Source organism: Winogradskyella sp. 266wxhm, assembly GCF_058964685.1.
Genome location: NZ_CM179559.1, coordinates 1,415,487 through 1,436,525, shown reverse-complemented (window position 1 = coordinate 1,436,525; position 21,039 = coordinate 1,415,487). Strand labels below are relative to the sequence as shown.

The following is a 21,039-nucleotide window of genomic DNA, read 5'->3' as shown; positions in this document are numbered from 1 at the left end:
ATTTTTTAAAATTTATAATTAATCGTCAGGGAAGTATTAATTCCTGTTGAGTAAGTCAGTACCGTATCCTTAGAAGGTATTCCTGTTACAGAAGATTGGTTGTTTTGGAATCTTTTAATTGTTGGATTCAATAAATTTTTTCCTGTAAAACCAATGCTCCAGTTGTCGTTGATTTCTTTATTGAAAATAAAATCTAGAACAACTACACCTTTTTCTACGATTTCCCCATTGAAAAACACATCAGGTTGACTTTGGTTTCTTGGTGCACCTAAAGCATATATTCTATCAGATGCATAGTTACCAGATAGTGTAAATTCGTAAGGGTATTTTTTTCCTGTATTAAATGTAAGAGCTACGTTTGTTATCCAGTCTGAAGCACCTTCTAAACCAACTTCTTCTTTATTTCCATATCTGAATGTACGTGTAACTTGACCATCACTGTTTCTTTCTACTTTAAGATCTTGGACATGATCTAAGTAAGAAACATTTCCTGTTAATTTTAAGTTTGGAAGAGAGTCTTGTTTTTTGATGATGTATACTCTACCTTCTAGCTCAGCACCAATTACTGTAGCTTTTTCACCTGTATTGAAATATGAGAATACGCTTCCATCAGCTCCTAGACGTAATGTTTTATTTATAGGGTCTTCAATTCGCTTATAAAAAGCAGTAAGAGAAACTAACTCATCACTAGAAGGGAATAACTCGTATTTTAAATCTACGTTTATGTTTTTAGATGCTTGTATATTAGGGTTACCTGCAGTTACTAAACCTTCTGGAGATACATATTCAAAAGGAGCGATTTCTTTAAATTCAGGTAAAGTTTGACTGAAGCTACCAGCTAATCTAACAGCTGATTTCTCACTTAATTCATACTTTAAGTTGAATGAAGGATATAGTCTTTCGTAGTTTTGAAGAGAATTACCAATTCTAGGTTGGAATGTAACTGGGTCAATGTAGTTACCTACATCAAAGTTAACATCAATCTCATCATTCTGATATCTTAAGCCTAATTGAGCAGTAAACTTATCAAATACAGCTACAAAATCTGCAAAACCAGCAAATGAAGTAAGAGTACCATCATAAAAGTCTGGTGCTACAGGGTTGAAGTTTAAAAGTCCATTGTTGAAGTTTTGCTCTGTGAAAATTTCAGATAAACCATCTACAGAAGAAGGGTTCAAAGATCCTCTGGTTTGTTCAACAATACCAAAGAACTGAGAGGTGAAATCACGTTGTTTATTTCTGATGTCACCACCAAAAGTTAATTTATAAACAGCATCACCATCTTCATTTTCCTTAAAAATGATTTCATCTTGAATACGACCACTGTATTCAATATCATTGATCTCTTGAACAGATTTACGCTGTTGAGTACCACCTATAAAAGCTAACTCTATTAAACCTGTGTCGTTAATGAAGTTAAGTTCGTTTCTTATACGGTTAGGCTCATTTGCGTCTACATAGTTAAAACCAGCAGCCCATTGTAAGGTGTTTTTTTCTGAAATATTATGAGTACCAGATAACTGAGTTACAGATAATAAAGTGTTTTTAATATTTTGGTCTCTAACAAATTGAAATCCTTCGTCAGTGTTATCTAATTCTTCAAAACGTTCAGAAGTTCCTTTTCTACCAGCTTCATAAGTTTCTTCAAAAACCTTGTTAACTGCAAAGGTGTTAAAGCTTAATCTGTTATCGCTATTAAATTTATATTGAGCGTTAAACATACCTACGGTACTAACAGTTCTCAACCATCTTACATTATCATTATCTCTAATATAGTCTCTGATGTTACCTTGGTCATATTGTCTAAAGATACCTTCGCGGTATTCGTGTTCAACAGATTGCCCACCACTAAAATACAATCCTAGTTTTTTAGACTCACCAACTTTACCTCCTGCATTAACAGAAAAAGAATGATCAATAGGTGTGCTTAAGGTTTGAGGTTCCCATGATTGTCTGGTTAGAGCATTACCAAGATTATCTGCAGAATATGCTCTAGAGTATACACCTAGAGTAATGTCTTTATTATTGGCAGTTACTTTGAAATTATCAAAAACATCTGCAGCGTTACTATTAAGACCACCGCTTAGGCTAATTCCCAATTCCTTAGATCCAGCCTCTTTAGAGACGATATCAATATTACCAGATGCTTGATCTGCTGAATTTTTTGGAGAGAATGTTTTGCTAATAGATACGTTTTGGATGAATTTTGAAGGAAATAAACCTAAGTCTATATTCTTCTTATCAATATTATCAGACGGTACAGGTAATCCATTTAAAGTTGTGGTAAGATATCTGTCACCAAGACCTCTAACATAAAGTTGTCCAGATCCATCAGATTTAGAAACGCCAGAGATTTTTGCTGTAGCAGCTGAAGCATCAGAAACACCAAGTCTGCTTAGTTGTTCCGCACCAATACTTTCTTTAATTTCAACAGCCTTTTTTTGATCTAATAATAAAGCGACTTCACTTTCTTTTCGTGTTGTAGTTGTAATAACTACTTCGTCTAAACTTGCTGCGCTTGCTCCCATAGGAACATTTACTGTTGTTACTTTTCCAGCAGTAACAGTTACAGGGATCTCTTGGGTTTCATAACCCACAAAGCTAAATACTAATGTGTAAGTACCAGCTTCTAAATCTTGAAATTGATAAAGGCCATCCATATCAGAAGTTGTTCCTTTGGTTGTGCCTTTAATTAAAATGTTTGCAAAAGGTAATGGCTCATCGTTAAAATCTTTGTCGGTTAACTTACCGGCAATTGAACCTGTTTGAGCCACCAAAACTACCGTAAACAGTAGAAAAAATACAGTTGTAAAAATATGCTTGTTCATCAATAAAAATGATATAAATTATCATTGCAAAGAAACGCTGATAATCATTTCTATAGGTTAAACCAAAATTAAACCTCTGTAATAAAAACGTTAGCTAAGTATTAGCTTAACATTAAATATTCGCTTCTAAAGGAAACATTAACTTAACATTGGAAAGCTTTGAGAGTAGTTGATTTTAATTTGAAAATTACTTCTCATTTTATCTATCTTGCACATTCTAAGAATACAGCTATGAATTGGGAACAATTACTCTCCTTAAAACGTTACGGTGATACTAATAAAAGACTAAGAAAAGAACAAGACGAAACACGTTTGGGTTTCGAAGTAGATTACGATCGTATCATATTTTCATCTGAATTTAGAGGGCTTCAAGATAAAACTCAAGTAGTTCCGCTATCTAAAACCGATTTTGTGCACACAAGATTAACGCACAGCTTAGAGGTAAGTGTTGTGGGTAGATCTTTAGGTAGAAAGGTGGGGCAACTGTTACTAAAAAAACATCCTCACTTAGAGGAAGTACATGGTTACAAAATTAATGATTTTGGAGCTATTGTGGCAGCTGCAGCTTTAGCACACGATATTGGTAATCCACCATTTGGTCATTCTGGTGAAAAGGCAATAGGATCCTATTTTAAGGATGGAAATGGTTCTGAATTCAAAATGCATTTAACAGATAAACAATACCAAGATTTATGTGATTTTGAAGGTAATGCCAACGGATTCAAAATCCTTACCGAAAGTAGAGATGGCAGAGAAGGTGGACTACGCTTAAGTTATGCCACACTTGGGGCATTTATGAAATATCCTAAAGAGTCTTTACCAAAAAAGCCAACAAAACATATCGCTGATAAAAAATATGGGTTTTTTCAAAGTGAAAAGGCAATGTTTAAAGATGTTGCCATGGAGCTTGGTTTAGCAAAACGTAGTGAAGAACATATAAGTTTTCATAGACATCCATTGACATTTCTTGTGGAAGCAGCTGATGATATTTGCTACACCATTATTGATTTTGAAGACGGCATCAACCTTGGTCTCATTGAAGAAGAATATGCATTGGAGTATTTAATTAACCTCGTAAGAGGCAAGATAAAAACCGAGAATTACAATTCTCTTAAAACAAAGGAAGACCGTGTAAGTTACTTGCGAGCATTAGCAATTGGGACTTTAATAGATGAAGCTGCCCAGCTTTTTATGAAGCATGAAGATGATATTTTAGCTGGAAATTTTGAAACCGCACTGCTAGATGTTAGTCAATACAAAGCACAGATAAAGGATATTATTGATTTAAGCATTAAAAATGTTTACCAATCTAAAGAGGTAATCAATAAAGAAATAGCTGGTTACGAGATTTTAAATCAGTTGCTAAACGTGTATGGTAAAATGGCCTTTAACTATTTTGAAAATAATTTATCCAATTACGATAAGCTGTTGTTAAATGTGCTTCCTGAGACTCTGAAGTTATCTAATGCATCATTGTACGACAACTTATTGGCTATATGCCTTTATATTTCAAAGCTGTCAGATACTAATGCAATGCTTCTTCATAAGAAAATTAGAGGTAATATCTTATAAAAAATTACACTTTATCGAAAAAATTTGTTTTTAAGCGATTTATTATTTTCATTTACCGTCTAATTAACTGTAACACCCCTACTTATGAAAAATAATATCCTTGGTGGCTTAGTTATTTTCGTCGTTGTAGTAACTTGTCTTTTGTTGATTGATGATATCTCTAGTTCTAAAGAGGTACAGACATCTTATGAAAAAATTGAAGTTGAACCAGTACAAGGTCAAACTGATTTAGCGATTGTTGAGGAGCAAGAATAGATTTTCAATTTCCTTGTTTATAGATGTTTTATCCAATTTTTGAAGTTCATTTAGTTGGTCAATAGTCCCATGTTCTACAAATTGATCTGCAATGCCAAGAATGCTAATAGGTTTCTTGTAACTGTTGCTGTTAGCAAAATTTAGTATTGAAGAACCAAACCCTCCAATTTTACTACCTTCTTCAATTGTGATAATAGCTTCATAATTTGAAAATATCGTATGAAGTAAATTTTCATCTAAAGGTTTTACAAACCTTAGGTCGTAATGTCCAATGTCTTCATTTCTATTAGAGGTAACTATTGTATCTTGAACTGTATTTGCAATTGTTCCAACAGAAAGAATAGCAATTTTTTTACCTGTTTTAAGACATTCTCCTTTACCAATTTCAATTTCTTCAAAAGGTTGTTTCCAATCTAAAATGTTTCCTCTTCCTCTTGGATATCTTATAGCTATAGGAAAATCTATTCCGAGCTGAACAGTGTACATTATATTTCTAAGTTCAATAGCATTTCTTGGAGAAAATATCACCAGATTTGGTATGCAATTAAGGTAAGAAATATCAAAGACTCCATGGTGTGTGGCACCATCCTCACCGACCAATCCAGCTCTGTCTAAACAAAAGATAACTGGTAGGTTTTGCAATGCCACATCATGAATTATTTGATCGTAAGCACGTTGTAAAAACGTTGAGTAAATATTACAAAACGGAATTAAACCTTGTGTAGCCATTCCTGCAGCCAAGGTAACGGCATGTTGTTCGGCTATACCAACATCAAAAGCACGCTTAGGAATTTTATCCATCATATATTTTAAGGAACTGCCTGTTGGCATGGCTGGTGTAATGCCGATAATCTTTTCATTTTTTAAAGCCAATTCCACTATAGTTTCACCAAATACATCTTGATATTTTGGTGGTTCACTAGTATTTGATTTAGTAATAAGTTCACCTGTTGAAGCATCAAATTTTCCTGGTGCGTGATATTTTACTTGGTCTCGTTCAGCTTGTTTTAAGCCTTTACCCTTCTTGGTTATAATGTGTAAAAACTTAGGGCCTTTTACAGTTTTCAGTCTTTGTAACTCTGAAATTAAAAGTGGTAAATCATGACCATCAATTGGTCCTGAGTAATTAAAATTTAAGGCTTCAAAAATATTATCTTGTTTTTGAGACCCTTTTTTAACATTGGTTAAATATTGTTTTAAAGCTCCAACACTAGGGTCTATACCAATGGCATTATCATTTAATATTACAAGGAGATTAGCATCTGTAACGCCAGCATGGTTAAGTCCTTCAAAAGCCATTCCGCTTGCAATAGAAGCGTCACCAATAACAGCAATATGATGTTTGTTTTCACCTTTAAGTTGCGAGGCAATCGCCATTCCTAAAGCTGCCGAAATTGAAGTAGACGAGTGGCCTACACCAAAAGTATCATAAATACTTTCGCTACGTTTTGGGAAACCACTAATGCCGTTTAGTTGTCTGTTGGTATCAAAGATTTCTTTTCTTCCGGTTAAAATCTTGTGTCCATAAGCTTGATGACCAACATCCCAAATCAATAAATCTTCTGGTGTGTTATATACGTAGTGTAAAGCTATGGTCAATTCTACAACACCAAGACTGGCACCCAAATGTCCTTCTTTGGTAGCAACAATGTTAATGATAAATTCACGCAAATCCTGAGCTAGTTGAGGTAAATCCTCAGCTTTTAATTGACGTAAGTCTTTAGGTAAGTTGATATGTTTTAAAAGTGAATTTTGCACCAAGCAAAAATACGAGTTTTTCTAGTCATCAATTATAAAAGTTATAGGTAGATAATATACCACAGATATTGCTATACCTCTTTGTTTACCAGGTATAAATTTTGGTAATAAATTTATAACACGTTTGGCTTCTACTTCAAAAACAGGATGTGGAGCTCTTACTTTTATATTTTCTACTTCTCCTGTTTCGTTAATTTTAAATTGTGTAAAAATTCTTTGTTTACCTTTTAAACCAATACTGTCTCCAATTTTTTCATTAAAATTCTCTTTTATGATTTCTTGTATGCGATCTGAAAAGTAAGTTTTCTTTTCTTCAGTCGTTAATTGTTTTGGTGTGTCCAAGAATTCTGGTGGCTGATTAACAACAATAAAACCAATAATAATTTCCTCTTCTATATTGTCTTCAAGCATAATATCTCCAATAATATTTGGTATTGTAATACTATCAGTTTTTTGATTGTTACATTGAGTAGGTTTTTTGATACTTTTTAAATCTATTGGAGTAGGTTTTTCTTCTAAAACAGCAATATCTCCAGTTGTTAGTATCATGCTTTCGACAACAACATCATCTATATCACGTTTTTTAGACTTGGTTTTTATAGGGATTGTAGAGTCAATTTTCTCACTTTTTTTCTTAATCTCACTAGTATCCGAAATTTTTTCATTCTGTTTTACTATTTCAATAGATTCAATTTTTTTAGTTTTCCCCCTTTCATCTTCACAATTAAATAATGTTAATCCCATTGATAGAAGTAAAGCCAATAAGAATACTCTATGAAAGCTCAAAGGTTGAACTAAAATAGCTTCAGGAATTTTAAGATTAATTGTGTCTAGCTGACTTTGCTTGATGTGTCCGCAGATACGTTGATTCTTGTTATTAGCAATATAATCCTGAATTTCATCGGGACTCATTTTAGTAAAATCGACAACGGTTTTGGAGCAGGAAAGACAGAATCGTCCTTTTTCATTAGGAGTCATTTTGGACCAATCTTCGTGACAAGGTTTTGGAATAGAAATTGAATAATTTGTTTTCATAATTAATAGCTTTAAAAGCTAGTATCAAATTTCTTGCCGCAATAATTATGTGTGGTTTTGAAATCGTATTTTTACAACTATGATAAATCCATTTGACGACACTTATTTTATGAAAAAAGCACTTCAAGAAGCTGAGGTTGCTTTTAAAAAAGGTGAAATTCCTGTTGGCGCAATTGTTGTAGTTGAAGATAGAATAATTGCTAGAACTCATAATCTAACAGAATTATTAAATGATGTTACAGCTCATGCCGAAATGCAAGCCATTACATCGGCAGCCAATTTTTTAGGTGGTAAGTATCTCACTAATTGTACACTTTATGTCACTTTAGAACCTTGTCAAATGTGTGCAGGAGCTTTGTATTGGAGCCAAATATCAAAAATAGTGTATGGTGCTTCAGATGAGCAACGTGGTTTTAATACTATGGGAACAAAATTACATCCTAAAACAAAGGTTGTTAGTGGTGTTTTAGCTGATGAAGCTTCGGAACTAATGAAGCGATTTTTTATTGAAAAACGAAATTTGAATTAAAACTAAAGAGTATGCATAAGTTATTAGGGATAGTGATTTTATTGTTAGTAGTAAACTGTAAATCCACAGAAAATAAAGCTAAAATGGTAAAAGAAGATGTAATCCTTATAGGAAAAGGTGATTTATATGGTTCAGGATCTGAAGGTATAGAGCAGCAAAATTTAGTGATTACCTCAGAAAGTGAATGGAAGGAATTATTGACTAAGATAGACTCGGTAAATAAAGTTTCGGATAGTTTTTCTGAAACCCAAATAGACTTTTCAAAGTACGGCATTATTGCAGTTTTTGATGCTGTAAAAAACTCTGGAGGACATAGCTTGAGCCTAGTTTTTCAAGAAACTAAGGATAAATTTTTGGTTGAGGTATTACGGAAATCACCTGACGGCATAGCAACTTCTGTTATGACACAGCCTTACTACATTGTAAAGATTCCTATACAGAATGTACCTGTAGTTTTTAAATAAAAAAACGCCCAACCATGGGTTGAGCGTTGAAACTGTAATAATAAGTATATCTTAAAGAATGCTTACGTTAGCAGCAACCATTCCTTTTCTTCCTTCTTCTTCTGTGTACTCTACATTATCGCCTTCACGAAGCTCTAAACCATTAAGGTTAGATACGTGTACGAAAATGTCTTTTCCTGTTTCTTCGTTGGTAATGAATCCAAATCCTTTTGAATCATTAAAAAATTTAACTGTTCCAGTCATTATAAAATAAATAAAAATTAAAACACAAATGTAATGTATAAACCAACGCAGTATGTTAATAAATCGTTTTATTTTAATTTATTGAAAATTAATGAGTTAAAATAAGTCTTTTTAATGTGGCTTCAGCCCTTGCTAATAAAGGTGTTACGAAGTATAATGTATTAATGAATAAAAAAAATTAATACTTCTTTTCTTTCTGATTTTCTCTCATTTTATCAAGATTTTCCTTGGTTAACATGTAATCTTGAATGTTTTTGTCCTTCCATCTGTAATAAGAAAACAACGGAAATACCACCAAAAATAAACCGACCACTCCAAGTCCGATAAGTTTCTCTGTGTATTCCACATCTAAAATTAAACCACAGATAATACTGGAAATAGAAGCTATAAATGCTATAAAAGTTATAATCTTAATGAATTTCATTTTTAAATTTTAGTAGGTAGTAAAGTTAATGAGTTCTCTTCTGTAGGCAGTTAATAGCTTAGATTTTGAAATGTAACCATAGTATTTACCATTTTTAATTACAGGTAAATTCCAAACACCACTCGCTTTGAATTTTTCCATAATAATATTCATGGAATCTTTTTCGTACGTAATAATATCAGTGTTGGTATGCATTAAGCTGGCAGCATCTACTTTATCGTATAGGTCAGCATCAAACATCATGTGTCTAATATCATCCAAACGAATCACACCCAAAAAGTGATTCTCGTCATCAACCACAGGAAAATGATTTCGAGACGATTTTGCTACGGCATTATTTAAGATATAACGTAATTTCATTTCTGGTTTTAGAATAATGAAATTGGTTTCAATCACTTTGTCAATATTCAAAACCATAAGAACGTTTTTGTCCTTATCGTGGGTCATTAACTCACCACGTTCAGCTAATTTCAAAGTGTAGATAGAGTGCGAAATATAATATTTGGTTATAGTAAAAGATATGGCTGAAACAATCATCAGAGGTACAAATAATTCATAACCACCAGTAATTTCAGCAATTAAGAATATCGCTGTAAGTGGTGCGTGTAAAACACCTGCCATTAAACCTGTCATTCCTATAAGGGTGAAGTTAGATTCAGACACATGAAAGTTCAACCCAATGTTATTAATAACTTTTGCAAAAGCATTACCCAAAGCACTTCCCATCACCAAGGTTGGTATAAAAACACCACCAACACCACCAGCTCCAAAAGTTGTTGTCATCGCAATGGCTTTAAAAATAGAAATTCCTAGTAATAAGGCAATTACGATCCAAATGTTAGATAAATCTAAATCAAAAGGAGTTTTACCTATTGCTGCTAAATGGTCTCCTTTTAGAAGGTTATTCATAATGCCGTAACCTTCACCATAAAGTGGTGGAATGAAATAAAGGATGGTTCCTATGGCTAAACCACCAATTAAGAGACGTTTTGCTCTGCTTTCAAACTGTTTGAAGAAATTAGTAATGGCAAAAAATACCTTTGAAAAATATACAGATGCCAAAGCTGTAATGAGTCCCAAAATGCAGAAGAAAGCAATATCATGTATTCGAAACTTATCGATTAACTCAAATCGAAGTAGAACATCTGTTCCAAGAAAAAAGTAGGATGTTACTACAGCAGAAACCGAAGCCAGAAGTAATGGAATCAATGAGGTGAAAGCAATATCTAGACTAAAAATTTCAACTGCAAAAATTATGGCTGCAATAGGAGCTTTGAACATGGATGCCATAGCGCCTGCAGCGGCACAACCAATTAGAAGCATTCGTGTTTTCTGATTCATGTGAAACAAACGCGCCACATTAGAGCCTAATGCAGAACCGACACTTACGGCTGGACCTTGTAATCCAACAGATCCACCAAAACCAGCAGTTAAAGGAGCGGTTATTAAACCTGCATAAATATTATATCTTGGAATAATACCTCCAAGTTTAGAAATAGCATAAAGCGTAGAGGATATACCATGACCAATATGCTTTTTTAGCCAAGTTTGTTTGATGATGTAAACCAAAATCAAACCGATAATTGGAAAAATAAAGTATAGCGAATTTTGATAATTTTTGAATAGTGATAATTCAAAAAGCAGTCTTATATAATGTGTAAGGTTTTTGAGAACCACAGTGCCAATTCCTGCTAAAAAACCAACAAGTATACTTAGGACAAAAATAAATTGCCTTTCGGAGATATTTTTATATCTCCAAATCAGTATACGCTTAAATAGACTATATTTTGTTGGCATACCTAAAGCTAATAAAAAATCCTGCTTTTGCAGGATTTAATAATTATGATTTTAAATTTAGTTTTAAATTTAATTCTTCAAGTTGTTCGTCATCGATAGGTGCAGGTGCATCTATCATTACATCTCTACCCGAATTGTTTTTAGGGAAGGCGATGAAATCTCTAATGGTTTCTTGTCCACCTAAAATAGCAACCAATCTGTCTAAACCAAATGCAATACCACCATGTGGAGGTGCACCATACTCAAAAGCATCCATTAAGAAACCAAACTGTGCTCTAGCTTCTTCTTCTGAAAAACCTAAATGTTTTAGCATAATAGCTTGTGTTGCTTTATCGTGAATACGAATAGAACCACCACCAATTTCGTTACCATTTAATACTAAATCGTAAGCATTAGCCTTTACTTCACCTGGTTTAGAATCTAATAATTCTAATTGACCTGGTTTTGGAGACGTGAATGGATGGTGCATAGCGTGGTAACGCTCAGTATCTTCATCCCATTCTAAAAGCGGGAAATCCATAACCCAAAGCGGTGCGAATTCGTCTGGTTTACGTAAGCCTAAACGTTCCGCTAATTCCATACGTAAAGCACTTAATTGCGCTCTTACTTTATTAGTGTTTCCTGAAAGCACACAGATTAAATCACCAGCTTTTGCTCCAGTAACTTCTGCCCATTTTGCTAAATCGTCTTGATCATAAAACTTATCTACGGAAGATTTAAAAGTGCCGTCTTCATTACAACGACAATACACCATACCTAAAGCACCAACTTGCGGACGCTTTACCCAATCAATAAGTTTATCTATTTCTTTTCTGGTATATTCATTTCCACCAGGAACTGCGATACCAACTACTAATTCAGCTGAATTGAATACATTGAAATCTTTATGTTTGGCAACGTCATTTAATTCGCCAAATTCCATTCCAAATCTAATGTCTGGTTTGTCATTTCCGTACAAACGCATAGCGTCATCGTATAGCATTCTTGGGAACTTATCGACTTCAACACCGTTTACTTCTTTTAATAAGTGACGTGTTAAGCCTTCAAACGTATTTAAAATATCTTCTTGCTCAACAAATGCCATTTCACAGTCTATTTGTGTGAACTCTGGCTGACGATCGGCACGAAGATCTTCATCTCTAAAACATTTTACAATCTGAAAATACTTGTCCATGCCACCAACCATAAGCAATTGCTTAAAAGTTTGAGGTGACTGTGGCAAGGCATAAAATTGACCTTCGTTCATGCGAGAAGGTACCACAAAATCACGAGCACCTTCAGGTGTAGATTTTATTAAGTATGGAGTTTCAACTTCAATAAAACCGTCATTAGAAAGATAATTTCTAACGGCTTGAGCGACTTTATGTCTGAAGATTAAACTATTCTTCACAGGATTACGACGAATATCTAAGTAACGATATTTCATTCGTAGGTCATCACCACCATCGGTTTTATCTTCAATAGTAAAAGGTGGTACTAAAGAGGTGTTTAAAACATTCAATTCAGAAACTAAAACTTCAATATCACCAGTTGGAATATTTGGGTTTTTAGAAGCACGCTCTACAACAGTTCCTTTCACTTGCACTACAAATTCTCTACCTAATTTTTGAGCTCTGTCCAAGATGTCTTTTGGTGTACGCTCCTCATCAAAATAAAGTTGTGTAATACCATATCGATCTCTTAAATCGATATACACCATAAATCCTTTATCTCTAACTCCTTGAACCCATCCTGAAAGGGTAACTTTTGCATTGCTATCTGTGGCTCTTAATTCACCACAATTATGACTTCTGTACATATCTAAATTTTATAATCTTCACCTTTGCGAAATGCTAGAGTGAATGCGGATGCAAATTTAATGAAGTTAAATGATTAACAAATAAAAAAGCCCCAACAATTGTTGAGACTTTTTCTGCTATTAATCAAGCCTTATCAGTGAGATAAAGGTTGTCTTTATCTGAATAGAAAAACTTTTAATGTTGGCTTTCTATTCTTTTATCCGTATTGAATGGCTCTTGTAAGTCCGTTTCAGTTTCTTTACTCGCTACGCGGTCTTTATGCATCCACATTTTTAATCTAACACTTAGGTAGAATAAGATTGGTACTACGATAAGTGTTAGGAATGTAGCGATTAATAGACCGTAAATTACTGTCCAAGCCAAAGGTCCCCAGAATACTACGTTATCACCTCCCATATAAATGTCAGCATCAAAATCTGAAGCCAGCGTAAAGAAGTTAATATTAAGTCCTATCGCAAGTGGAATTAAACCTAATATTGTTGTGATTGCCGTTAGCAAAACTGGTCTAAGACGCGCTTTACCAGCTTTAACAATACTTTCGTATAAATGTTCTTTAGTTAGATATTGCTCTTCTTCTAAATCGAGTTGGTTTTTCTTTCTATCGATAAGAAGTTGAGCATAATCTAACAATACCACACCGTTATTTACTACAATTCCGGCAAGTGAAATAATACCTACCATCGTCATCATAATAACGAAGGCACTTCCTGATAATACGATACCTCCAAACACTCCAATAAAACTCAAGAAAATAGCAAGCATAATTATTGTAGGTTTCGATATTGAATTAAATTGGAAAATCAATATGAAGAATATTAATCCTAATCCAGTGAAAAAAGCACCCACTAAGAACGCCATTTGCTTGTTTTGTTCTTCAATCTGTCCCGTATAATCAATTTTGATACCTTCTGGAAGCCCTTTAAAGCTCTTCATTTCATTCTGAATTTGATTTACAATAGCTCCTGCATCTGTATATCCTGGTGCTAAAGCAGAATATACTGTAACCACACGCTTAGTGTCTTTGTGTTTTATGGCACTAAACCCAGAATTATTTTTATGTTTAGCAACAGCAGATAGCGGTATTTCTTTAATCTGACCAGTGTTATCTCTAAACGTAATATTCTGATTGAAAAGCGCACTAGTATTGTATCTATTGTCTTTGTTGAATCTTACATAGATATCAAAATCGTCACCATCTTCTTTGTAGATACCAGCTTTAGCACCAAAAATTGAATTACGTAATTGGTCACCAATTTGCTTAGCACTAACACCAAGTTCACCAGCTTTTTCTCTATCAACTTCAACAATCATGGATGGTTTATCCTTGTTGACGTCAATTTTAAGTTCATCAATACCAGCAATGTTTTTAGAGTTGATAAACTCACGCATTTGCTCTGCGGTTACAATAAGTTCATCATAATCGCTACCTTCAATTTCAATATTGATAGGTGAACCAGCAGGTGGTCCGTTGGCATCTTTCTCAACAGAAATAAGAACCCCAGGATAAATCCCAACCAAAGCTTCCTGTACTTTTTGGCGTAGGATCTCACTATCTTCACCACGACGGTATTTGTACTCGCGCATTGAGGCCGTAATCTTAGCCTTATGAGGCATTTCTGCAGCAGATCCACCATCGGTTTGTGGATTACCTGCACCTTCACCAACCTGAGATACTGCACTTTCTACAAGAAAGTTTCTGTCTCCATCCATATATTGACTGTCGTTAATAACAGCATATACACGTTTTTCAATCTGTTTAGTGATTTCATTTGTTTTCTCGATGGCTGTGCCTTCAGGATATTCAATGTAGACAATAATTTGAGTTGGTTTATTGTCTGGGAAAAATTCAACCTTAGTCCGTTGTGTTCCTAAAGAGATTCCAAATGCTATAAAAGCCGCAATAAGTAATAAGAAGGTGCCGATACTAAGAAGGTAAGGCTTCCTTTTTGAAAGTGCCCAACGCAATTGCCCTTCGTACCAACCTTCTAATTTAACCAAGGCTTTATTTTGGAAACTATTTGCCCAGTTTCTAATAAATAATCGGTAAGCCCAAAGCATTATAGCTGTAAAAATCATGATGGTTCCAAGGCCTCTGTAAGCACCACCAACTAAAAGGATGATTACACCAATAACAGCTACAATAACCGTAGTTTTAATAATCTGCTTTAAAGGCATATCTTTATCTTCAATAGTCATGTAGCGTGAAACTAAAACAGAGTTAAAGAAGATCGCTACAAACAGAGAAGAGCCTAAAACAACAGATAATGTTATTGGTAAAATTTTCATAAACTCACCCATAATTCCTGGCCATAAACCGAGCGGGACGAAAGCGGCAACTGTTGTTAAGGTTGAAATGATAATAGGAAAGGCAATCTCTCCAATTCCCATCTTAGCAGCTTCTTTACGACTCATGCCTTCTTCATCCATCAATCTATAGACGTTTTCAACAACTACAATTCCGTTATCTACCAACATTCCAAGACCCATGATGAGTCCAAAAAGTACCATAGTGTTCAAGCTATAACCAATAAGGTTTAGAATCATAAGCGACATAAACATGGACATTGGTATTGCAAAACCAACGAATAGCGCATTCTTAAATCCTAAGAAGAACATTAATACCGTAACAACGAGTATAACACCAAAGATGATGTTGTTTACTAAGTCATCAACTTGACCAATAGTTACCGAAGATTGATCATTTGTTATAGAAACTTCCAAATCTTGAGGGAACTCATTGTCAACAGCATTTTGAACAATTACTTGAATTTGCTCAGCAGCAGCGACCATATTCTTTCCGGCACGTTTCTTTACATCGAGCATTACAACAGGTTCACCAGACATTCTGGCGAAAGTAGTTTTGTCTTCTTCCTTAAAAGCTACAGTTGCAACATCTTTAAGGTAAATAGCATTACCATTTTCAGCTTTTACGACAAAATTTTCTAGCTCAGCAGGGTCTTCAATTTCGCCAATAACTCTTATAGTACGACGTTGACCACTTGCTTTTAAGTTGCCTGCAGATTGTGTAAGATTGCCGTTTCCGATAGCTCCAATGATATCATTAAATGTCACTTTTGCAGCCATCATTTTATAAATGTCTACAGCAACTTCAACTTCTTTTTCTTGAGCACCTCTAATGTCGGCCTTTTTGATTTCCTGTAAATCTTCAATTTCATCTTGAAGGTATTCAGCGTAATCTTTTAGTTTTTCAATTGGATAATCACCAGAAATATTGATGTTTAGAATAGGCATTTCTTCAGAAAGACTCAATTCAAACACATCTGGCTCTACTTTGGCTCCGTTAAAGGTTGGCCAATCTTCTCCAGCAGTTTTAGAATCAACCTCGTCTTTTACCTTTTGTTTTGCTTGCTCAACAGTGAGTCCTTCATCAAATTCTACAATAACCATAGAGTAATCTTCTTGTGATGTTGAGGTAATCTCAACCACATTACTTACGGTTTTTAGTTCGTCTTCTAAAGGATCTGTGATTAGTTTTTCAATATCTTCAGCAGTGTTTCCAGGGAATGGTGTGCTGATATATATTTTGGTTTCATTTACTTCTGGAAAGCTTTCTCTTGGCATACTAAAGAATGCCTTGATACCAACATAGAAGAAAACCAAAATTAAGACATTCATCGTGGTTTTGTTGTTTATAGCCCACGACGATAAGCCAAATTCCTTATCTGTATTTTTCTTCTTTTTATTTGCCATTACCTTCTTCTTTATAGTTGATTACTTCTACAGATTGTCCGTCTCTAACACTACGAGCACCTTCTTTAATAATTTCTGCTCCGGTTTCTAAACCACTTAAAACCTCTATAACATCTCCTTGAGTTTTTCCTGTTTCAATAATGACACGTTTGGCATTGCCAATACCTTTTTCGTTTTTGTTTGTAACCACATAAACGTATTGCTCACCTTCAGCATTTTCTGAAATTACACTTTGAGGAATAAGAATGGCTTCTTCATTTGTGTAATCGTTAATCTTTAACTTAGCAGTAAGGTTTGGCTTTATAGATTTATCTTTATTAGGCACTTCAATTTCAACTTTAAAGGTTCTGTTTGCAGGATTGATAACATCACCTGCTTGACGAATTTTAGTGTCAATTTTTTTGTTTAGAACAGGAAGTTCAACAACAACATCTTTATTTTTTACAACATCAGTAACGTATCGTTCCGGAACTTCAGTTTCGATATACATATTATTAAGATTTACAATACGCATCAATTGAGATTGGCCCGCGGCAACCACGCTTCCTTGCTCAGTGATAACATCATCAATAGTTCCAGAAAAAGGAGCTTTTACTACAGTTTTAGCAATTTGTTGTTGCATTTGATTCACCGCTTCTTGTTGAGATTCGTAAGTAGACTTAGCTTGTAAATACTGAATTTCACTACCTATGTTTTGATCCCAAAGACGCTTTTGACGTTCGTAAGTGGTCTTTGCTAAATCGGCCTGAATTTTTAATTGCGCTAGTTGTTGACTTAAGCCACCATCATCAATTTTTGCTAGTGTTTGTCCTTTACTAACTTGTTGCCCTTCCTTTACATATACGTTAGTTAGAATACCATTATACTCTGGTGTAATAACCAAAAGATCTTTTGTGGTGACGTTTCCTTGAAGTTCTAAAATATGCTTAAACTCTTCGGTTTTGGCCGTAATCGTTGTAATTAATGGTACATGTTGTACAGTATCTAAAGTCGCGATTTTTTCATCCAATAACTTTATTTTTTCGTTAATGGCATCTTGCTCGTTAACTAACTCACCACGTTTTTTTCTTATGGTTTCTAGGTTGTTACTTTCTAGAACTTTTTCTACAGAATTCTTTTTTTGCTCTCCACATGAGGCTAAAAGAATCGATAATAGTAGTATGGAATATAATTTTTTCATAATTCGTTTCTTTTGATTGATTATTTTGGTGAAATGGTGTTTAGTGCTGTTTCTAACTCTGCTTTGGTATTAATAACGTCTAGCATGGCTTGTAATAATTCTTGCTGAGCAGTATAGAGCTGCGTTTGTGCTTGGCGTAACTCAAAACTAGAACCAATACCTTCAAAAAACTTCGTTTGATTTTTGTTTTCTATACGCTCTGCGAGTTTTAGATTTTCTTGCTTGTTTTGATAGTCTTCAATAGCAAATTGGTAATTACTTTTTGCTGTTTCAATCTGTAATTTTAGACGTTGTTCTGTTTCGGTAAGGTCATCTTGTGATTTTTCAAGATTAATTTTTGCACGTTGAGTTGCAGCGCTTCTTTTACCAGAACTAAAAATTGGGATATCGAGGTTAAAACCAAATGCAGAGAAACCAGCCCAACTTTGTTCTTTGTCTAAAAATGTAAACTCATCACTAAACCCTAAATAGCCACCATTAAGATATGCGCTAAGCGTTGGTAGTGCTCTGGTTTTTTCTAATTTTAGTAAAAGTTCTTTAGACTTTTTGTCGTTTTCTGCAATTTTATAATCAATAGTTGCTGTTACATCATTCTCTAATTCTAAAGTTTCTAAAGAAATATTCTTTTGTGTGAGTTGTTCTAAATTCTCAGTCAGCGTTATTTTAGCAGCATAGTCTATACCTAATGTAATGTTGAACATTTGGTAAGCAATACCTCTAAGACGAATGGAATTGTTGAGATTACTTCTTAGGTTTGACAGTGTTATTTGCAATTGCTCAACGCTTTCCTCTTCTTCTAGACCATTTTCATAGATTTTGGTAGTTTCGTTAAGATTCTTCTCTAAAACTTCAATGTTTTTTTCTAAAATAAGTACGCTTTCTTCGGAAAGTAGTACGTTGCCGTAAGCATTAATCACATTTTTTCTTACCTCTAAATCTGTTTTCTCTTTAGCATTTTTTGAAATTTCTAAAAACACCTTAGCAGATTGAAGGCCAACTAAATAAGATCCGTCAAATATTAGCTGGTTTAGTGTTGCTGTTGCATTAACATTTTGCTTGGTGCCAAAAACTACTTCAGCAAAATCGCCTTCCTGTCCTCCAAAAAATTCAGCAGGTACTAAAGACACTTGTTGTTTTAAATTGTTTTGATAACTCGCATTTGCGCTCAGTTGAGGTAAGCCTGTTGCAGTGGTTTCCCATTTTTGTTTTTTAGCAGCTTCAATATCTCTAGCTGCATTTTTGGCTTGTCTATTGTTCTCTAGTGCATAATCGATAGCTTCTTGTAAAGTAAAACTTGTAGGTTGCTCTTGAGAAACACCTATGGCAATTGCAAATAAACATGTAATTAATATGAGTGTTTTTCGCATTGGGTATTATTGATTTTGATTGATTTCTAAGATTTTGTTTAATTTTTCTAATCCTTTTGGAGTACAAATACCTCTAAGATGATATTCTAAATAATATTCCATTAAAGTGTTCATAGAAAAAGCTTTTAAAGGAAATAATTCCTGGTCTTTAAGAGTTACCATACAGTTGAAGTAAATTCTTGAAATAAAATTAACGTTAATGTTGTCTCTGTATAGACCAAGTTTAATACCTCTATTTAAGTTTTCTATCACACAACCTTGCATCACTTCAAACTGTTTAGATTTCAACGAGGCAAAAATTTTAGGATAATATTTTTGTAACTGGTATTGTGGAGAGGACTTTTCGTTTTTCAGATGTTCCATCACAAATTTTTTCACATCAAAAACCTCCTCAATGGGATTTTTTTCTAATGCACATATATGATCAATACCACAAGAAATGGTTTCAAACATATATAATGTTGTAGCTTCTACCAATTTGGTTTTGTTTGGAAAATGCACATAGATGGTTTTCTTTGATATGCCCATTTCGTTAGCAATATCATCCATAGTTACGCTCTTAAATCCATAGTTTAAGAACATATCAACAGCTGTTTTTAAAATTTTGTGTTTCATAATTAAGGCGCAAATCTACAACAGGAAACTTTAAAAATAAAAAAAGTTTCCTGCGTTTTAATAATTATTTAACATTGGTAATCTTAGCTTTAAATTTACCGAAAGCATTATTTTTGTCTTATGCAAAACATTGAAGCTTACCAAAAGTCCTTTATAAAGTATTTAGAGGATTTTGCAGTTAGTAAAGAGCCAGAGAATCTTTATGCTCCTATTAATTATATATTAAAGTTAGGTGGAAAACGACTTCGACCAGTTTTAACTCTAATGACTGCTGAAGTTTTTGGTGTACAGGCGAAAAAGGCATTAGATGCGGCACTTTCTGTTGAGGTGTTTCATAACTTCTCTTTGGTTCATGACGATATTATGGATGATGCTCCTTTAAGAAGAGGTCAACAAACTGTACATGAAAAGTGGAATATTAACACAGGTATTCTTTCAGGAGATGCCATGTTGATTTTAGCCTATCAATTGTTTGAAAATTATGAACCAAAAATATTTCAATCTTTAGCAAAGTTATTTAGCAAAACAGCGTTGGAGGTTTGTGAAGGGCAGCAATATGATATTGATTTTGAAACACGAAACGACGTTACAATACCCGAATATCTTAAAATGATAGAGTATAAAACAGCGGTTTTGGTTGGTGCAGCTATGAAAATGGGAGCCATTGTAGCCGAAGCTTCAGAACAAGATCAAGATGGTATTTATGATTTTGGACGCTATCTAGGTATTGCTTTTCAGCTTCAAGATGATTATTTAGATGCTTTTGGTAATCCAGAAACCTTTGGTAAGCAAGTAGGAGGAGATATTCTAGAAAACAAAAAAACGTATTTGTATTTAAAGACTCTAGAATTAGGAACTGAAAAGGAACAATCTAGTTTGTTGAATATTATCAATAACGATTCCATTTCTGAAAGTGAAAAAATAGCATCTGTAAAATCACTTTACAACAGTTCACGAGCTTCTGAAGTTACTCAAAGAGCAGTTAAGGATTATACCAATAAAGCTTTTGAAGTGTTGAAAGGCTTAAATATCTCAGAAGAGAAAAAGCAACTCTTGCAATTATTTGGTGAGCAATTAATGAATAGAAAGGTTTAATGAATTTACCAGCTACTTTTGATGCTTTGATAGAAGAAGCTAATAGCTTGGATCTTTACAAGAAATTGATTTTTCAGCTTAATAAAGATTTACTGTATGCTAATGTGGATCTAGAATTTAATGAAGACACTTTACCTACAAGCCTAAAACTTGTATTACAAGAGACATTATTTCATCTCATTCAGAACAAATTTTCAGAGTATCTTAATTTACTTTATATAATAGATGTATCTGAATCTAAAATCAAAGCTTTAGATGGAAGTGATGTAGTTCAATTATCTGATGAGGTCACGTTTTTAATTCTTCAACGTGAATGGCAAAAGGTATGGTATAAAGCAAAGTACAAATAGAAGCCTACTTTGTCCTT

Annotated in this window: 17 protein-coding genes; 6 read left to right on the top strand and 11 right to left on the bottom strand. The window is 33.9% G+C overall.

Going from position 1 to position 21,039, the window contains the following annotated elements; all coding sequences use genetic code 11:
- Positions 1–5 precede the first annotated feature (5 nt).
- Positions 6–2,828 (bottom strand): TonB-dependent receptor, encoded by a 2,823-nt coding sequence (locus tag AC2H4K_RS06225; RefSeq protein ID WP_281140407.1) that lies wholly within the window; start codon positions 2,826–2,828, stop codon positions 6–8.
- Positions 2,829–3,059: 231 nt separating this feature from the next.
- Here AC2H4K_RS06225 and AC2H4K_RS06220 point away from each other — a divergent pair, with 231 nt between their 5' ends.
- Together AC2H4K_RS06220 and AC2H4K_RS06215 are read left to right on the top strand one after the other, a co-directional pair.
- The gene (locus AC2H4K_RS06220; protein WP_281140406.1) at positions 3,060–4,400 is read left to right on the top strand and encodes a deoxyguanosinetriphosphate triphosphohydrolase; all 1,341 of its coding nucleotides are present in this window, start codon (positions 3,060–3,062) and stop codon (positions 4,398–4,400) included.
- 84 nt (positions 4,401–4,484) lie between these two features.
- Entirely contained in the window at positions 4,485–4,655 is a 171-nt protein-coding gene (locus tag AC2H4K_RS06215) for a hypothetical protein (protein ID WP_281140405.1), read from the top strand.
- On the opposite strand, the gene dxs is transcribed toward AC2H4K_RS06215, so the two are convergent.
- The gene (dxs, locus tag AC2H4K_RS06210) at positions 4,629–6,413 is read right to left on the bottom strand and encodes a 1-deoxy-D-xylulose-5-phosphate synthase (RefSeq protein WP_281140571.1); all 1,785 of its coding nucleotides are present in this window, start codon (positions 6,411–6,413) and stop codon (positions 4,629–4,631) included. The genes AC2H4K_RS06215 and dxs overlap by 27 nt on opposite strands.
- A 21-nt stretch (positions 6,414–6,434) precedes the next feature.
- Positions 6,435–7,448, bottom strand: coding sequence for an energy transducer TonB (locus AC2H4K_RS06205; RefSeq protein WP_281140404.1), 1,014 nt, complete (start codon positions 7,446–7,448; stop codon positions 6,435–6,437).
- Positions 7,449–7,527: 79 nt separating this feature from the next.
- On the opposite strand from AC2H4K_RS06205, the gene AC2H4K_RS06200 reads away from it, so the two are divergent.
- Together AC2H4K_RS06200 and AC2H4K_RS06195 are read left to right on the top strand one after the other, a co-directional pair.
- The gene (locus AC2H4K_RS06200; RefSeq protein ID WP_281140403.1) at positions 7,528–7,977 is read left to right on the top strand and encodes a nucleoside deaminase; all 450 of its coding nucleotides are present in this window, start codon (positions 7,528–7,530) and stop codon (positions 7,975–7,977) included.
- A gap of 11 nt (positions 7,978–7,988) precedes the next feature.
- Entirely contained in the window at positions 7,989–8,441 is a 453-nt protein-coding gene (locus AC2H4K_RS06195) for a protease complex subunit PrcB family protein (RefSeq protein WP_281140402.1), read from the top strand.
- Positions 8,442–8,492: 51 nt separating this feature from the next.
- Here AC2H4K_RS06195 and AC2H4K_RS06190 read toward each other — a convergent pair whose 3' ends face one another.
- From AC2H4K_RS06190 to AC2H4K_RS06155, 8 genes are all read right to left on the bottom strand, one after another.
- Positions 8,493–8,684 (bottom strand): cold-shock protein, encoded by a 192-nt coding sequence (locus AC2H4K_RS06190; RefSeq protein WP_073085124.1) that lies wholly within the window; start codon positions 8,682–8,684, stop codon positions 8,493–8,495.
- 178 nt (positions 8,685–8,862) lie between these two features.
- A complete protein-coding gene (locus tag AC2H4K_RS06185) occupies positions 8,863–9,108 on the bottom strand; it encodes a hypothetical protein (RefSeq protein ID WP_281140401.1) in 246 nt (81 codons plus the stop codon).
- A 9-nt stretch (positions 9,109–9,117) separates the two neighbouring features.
- Positions 9,118–10,905 (bottom strand): chloride channel protein, encoded by a 1,788-nt coding sequence (locus AC2H4K_RS06180; protein ID WP_493742983.1) that lies wholly within the window; start codon positions 10,903–10,905, stop codon positions 9,118–9,120.
- Between the two features lie 43 nt (positions 10,906–10,948).
- Positions 10,949–12,703, bottom strand: a complete 1,755-nt coding sequence (gene aspS / locus AC2H4K_RS06175; RefSeq protein ID WP_493742982.1) for an aspartate--tRNA ligase — start codon at positions 12,701–12,703, stop codon at positions 10,949–10,951.
- A gap of 175 nt (positions 12,704–12,878) precedes the next feature.
- Entirely contained in the window at positions 12,879–16,415 is a 3,537-nt protein-coding gene (locus tag AC2H4K_RS06170; protein ID WP_493742981.1) for an efflux RND transporter permease subunit, read from the bottom strand.
- Complete coding sequence (locus AC2H4K_RS06165) at positions 16,405–17,595, bottom strand: efflux RND transporter periplasmic adaptor subunit (protein WP_493742980.1); 1,191 nt, start codon at positions 17,593–17,595, stop codon at positions 16,405–16,407. Before AC2H4K_RS06165 ends, AC2H4K_RS06170 begins: the two co-directional genes overlap by 11 nt.
- Before the next feature lie 20 nt (positions 17,596–17,615).
- Entirely contained in the window at positions 17,616–18,962 is a 1,347-nt protein-coding gene (locus AC2H4K_RS06160; RefSeq protein ID WP_493742979.1) for a TolC family protein, read from the bottom strand.
- 6 nt (positions 18,963–18,968) lie between these two features.
- The gene (locus AC2H4K_RS06155; RefSeq protein WP_431110843.1) at positions 18,969–19,577 is read right to left on the bottom strand and encodes a TetR/AcrR family transcriptional regulator; all 609 of its coding nucleotides are present in this window, start codon (positions 19,575–19,577) and stop codon (positions 18,969–18,971) included.
- A gap of 120 nt (positions 19,578–19,697) precedes the next feature.
- On the opposite strand from AC2H4K_RS06155, the gene AC2H4K_RS06150 reads away from it, so the two are divergent.
- Both AC2H4K_RS06150 and AC2H4K_RS06145 read left to right on the top strand, forming a co-directional pair.
- Positions 19,698–20,672, top strand: coding sequence for a polyprenyl synthetase family protein (locus tag AC2H4K_RS06150; protein WP_493742978.1), 975 nt, complete (start codon positions 19,698–19,700; stop codon positions 20,670–20,672).
- The gene (locus AC2H4K_RS06145) at positions 20,672–21,022 is read left to right on the top strand and encodes a hypothetical protein (RefSeq protein WP_281140393.1); all 351 of its coding nucleotides are present in this window, start codon (positions 20,672–20,674) and stop codon (positions 21,020–21,022) included. Before AC2H4K_RS06150 ends, AC2H4K_RS06145 begins: the two co-directional genes overlap by 1 nt.
- Positions 21,023–21,039: the final 17 nt, after the last annotated feature.

Coding starts and splice junctions, on each gene's coding strand:
- aspS (WP_493742982.1), bottom strand. CDS start 12,703: ATGTACAGAAGTCATAATTGTGGTGAATTAAGAGCCACAGATAGCAAT.
- AC2H4K_RS06155 (WP_431110843.1), bottom strand. CDS start 19,577: ATGAAACACAAAATTTTAAAAACAGCTGTTGATATGTTCTTAAACTAT.
- AC2H4K_RS06215 (WP_281140405.1), top strand. CDS start 4,485: ATGAAAAATAATATCCTTGGTGGCTTAGTTATTTTCGTCGTTGTAGTA.
- AC2H4K_RS06170 (WP_493742981.1), bottom strand. CDS start 16,415: ATGGCAAATAAAAAGAAGAAAAATACAGATAAGGAATTTGGCTTATCG.
- AC2H4K_RS06185 (WP_281140401.1), bottom strand. CDS start 9,108: ATGAAATTCATTAAGATTATAACTTTTATAGCATTTATAGCTTCTATT.
- AC2H4K_RS06150 (WP_493742978.1), top strand. CDS start 19,698: ATGCAAAACATTGAAGCTTACCAAAAGTCCTTTATAAAGTATTTAGAG.
- AC2H4K_RS06200 (WP_281140403.1), top strand. CDS start 7,528: ATGATAAATCCATTTGACGACACTTATTTTATGAAAAAAGCACTTCAA.
- AC2H4K_RS06145 (WP_281140393.1), top strand. CDS start 20,672: ATGAATTTACCAGCTACTTTTGATGCTTTGATAGAAGAAGCTAATAGC.
- AC2H4K_RS06165 (WP_493742980.1), bottom strand. CDS start 17,595: ATGAAAAAATTATATTCCATACTACTATTATCGATTCTTTTAGCCTCA.
- AC2H4K_RS06220 (WP_281140406.1), top strand. CDS start 3,060: ATGAATTGGGAACAATTACTCTCCTTAAAACGTTACGGTGATACTAAT.
- AC2H4K_RS06180 (WP_493742983.1), bottom strand. CDS start 10,905: ATGCCAACAAAATATAGTCTATTTAAGCGTATACTGATTTGGAGATAT.
- AC2H4K_RS06205 (WP_281140404.1), bottom strand. CDS start 7,448: ATGAAAACAAATTATTCAATTTCTATTCCAAAACCTTGTCACGAAGAT.
- AC2H4K_RS06160 (WP_493742979.1), bottom strand. CDS start 18,962: ATGCGAAAAACACTCATATTAATTACATGTTTATTTGCAATTGCCATA.
- AC2H4K_RS06190 (WP_073085124.1), bottom strand. CDS start 8,684: ATGACTGGAACAGTTAAATTTTTTAATGATTCAAAAGGATTTGGATTC.
- AC2H4K_RS06225 (WP_281140407.1), bottom strand. CDS start 2,828: ATGAACAAGCATATTTTTACAACTGTATTTTTTCTACTGTTTACGGTA.
- AC2H4K_RS06195 (WP_281140402.1), top strand. CDS start 7,989: ATGCATAAGTTATTAGGGATAGTGATTTTATTGTTAGTAGTAAACTGT.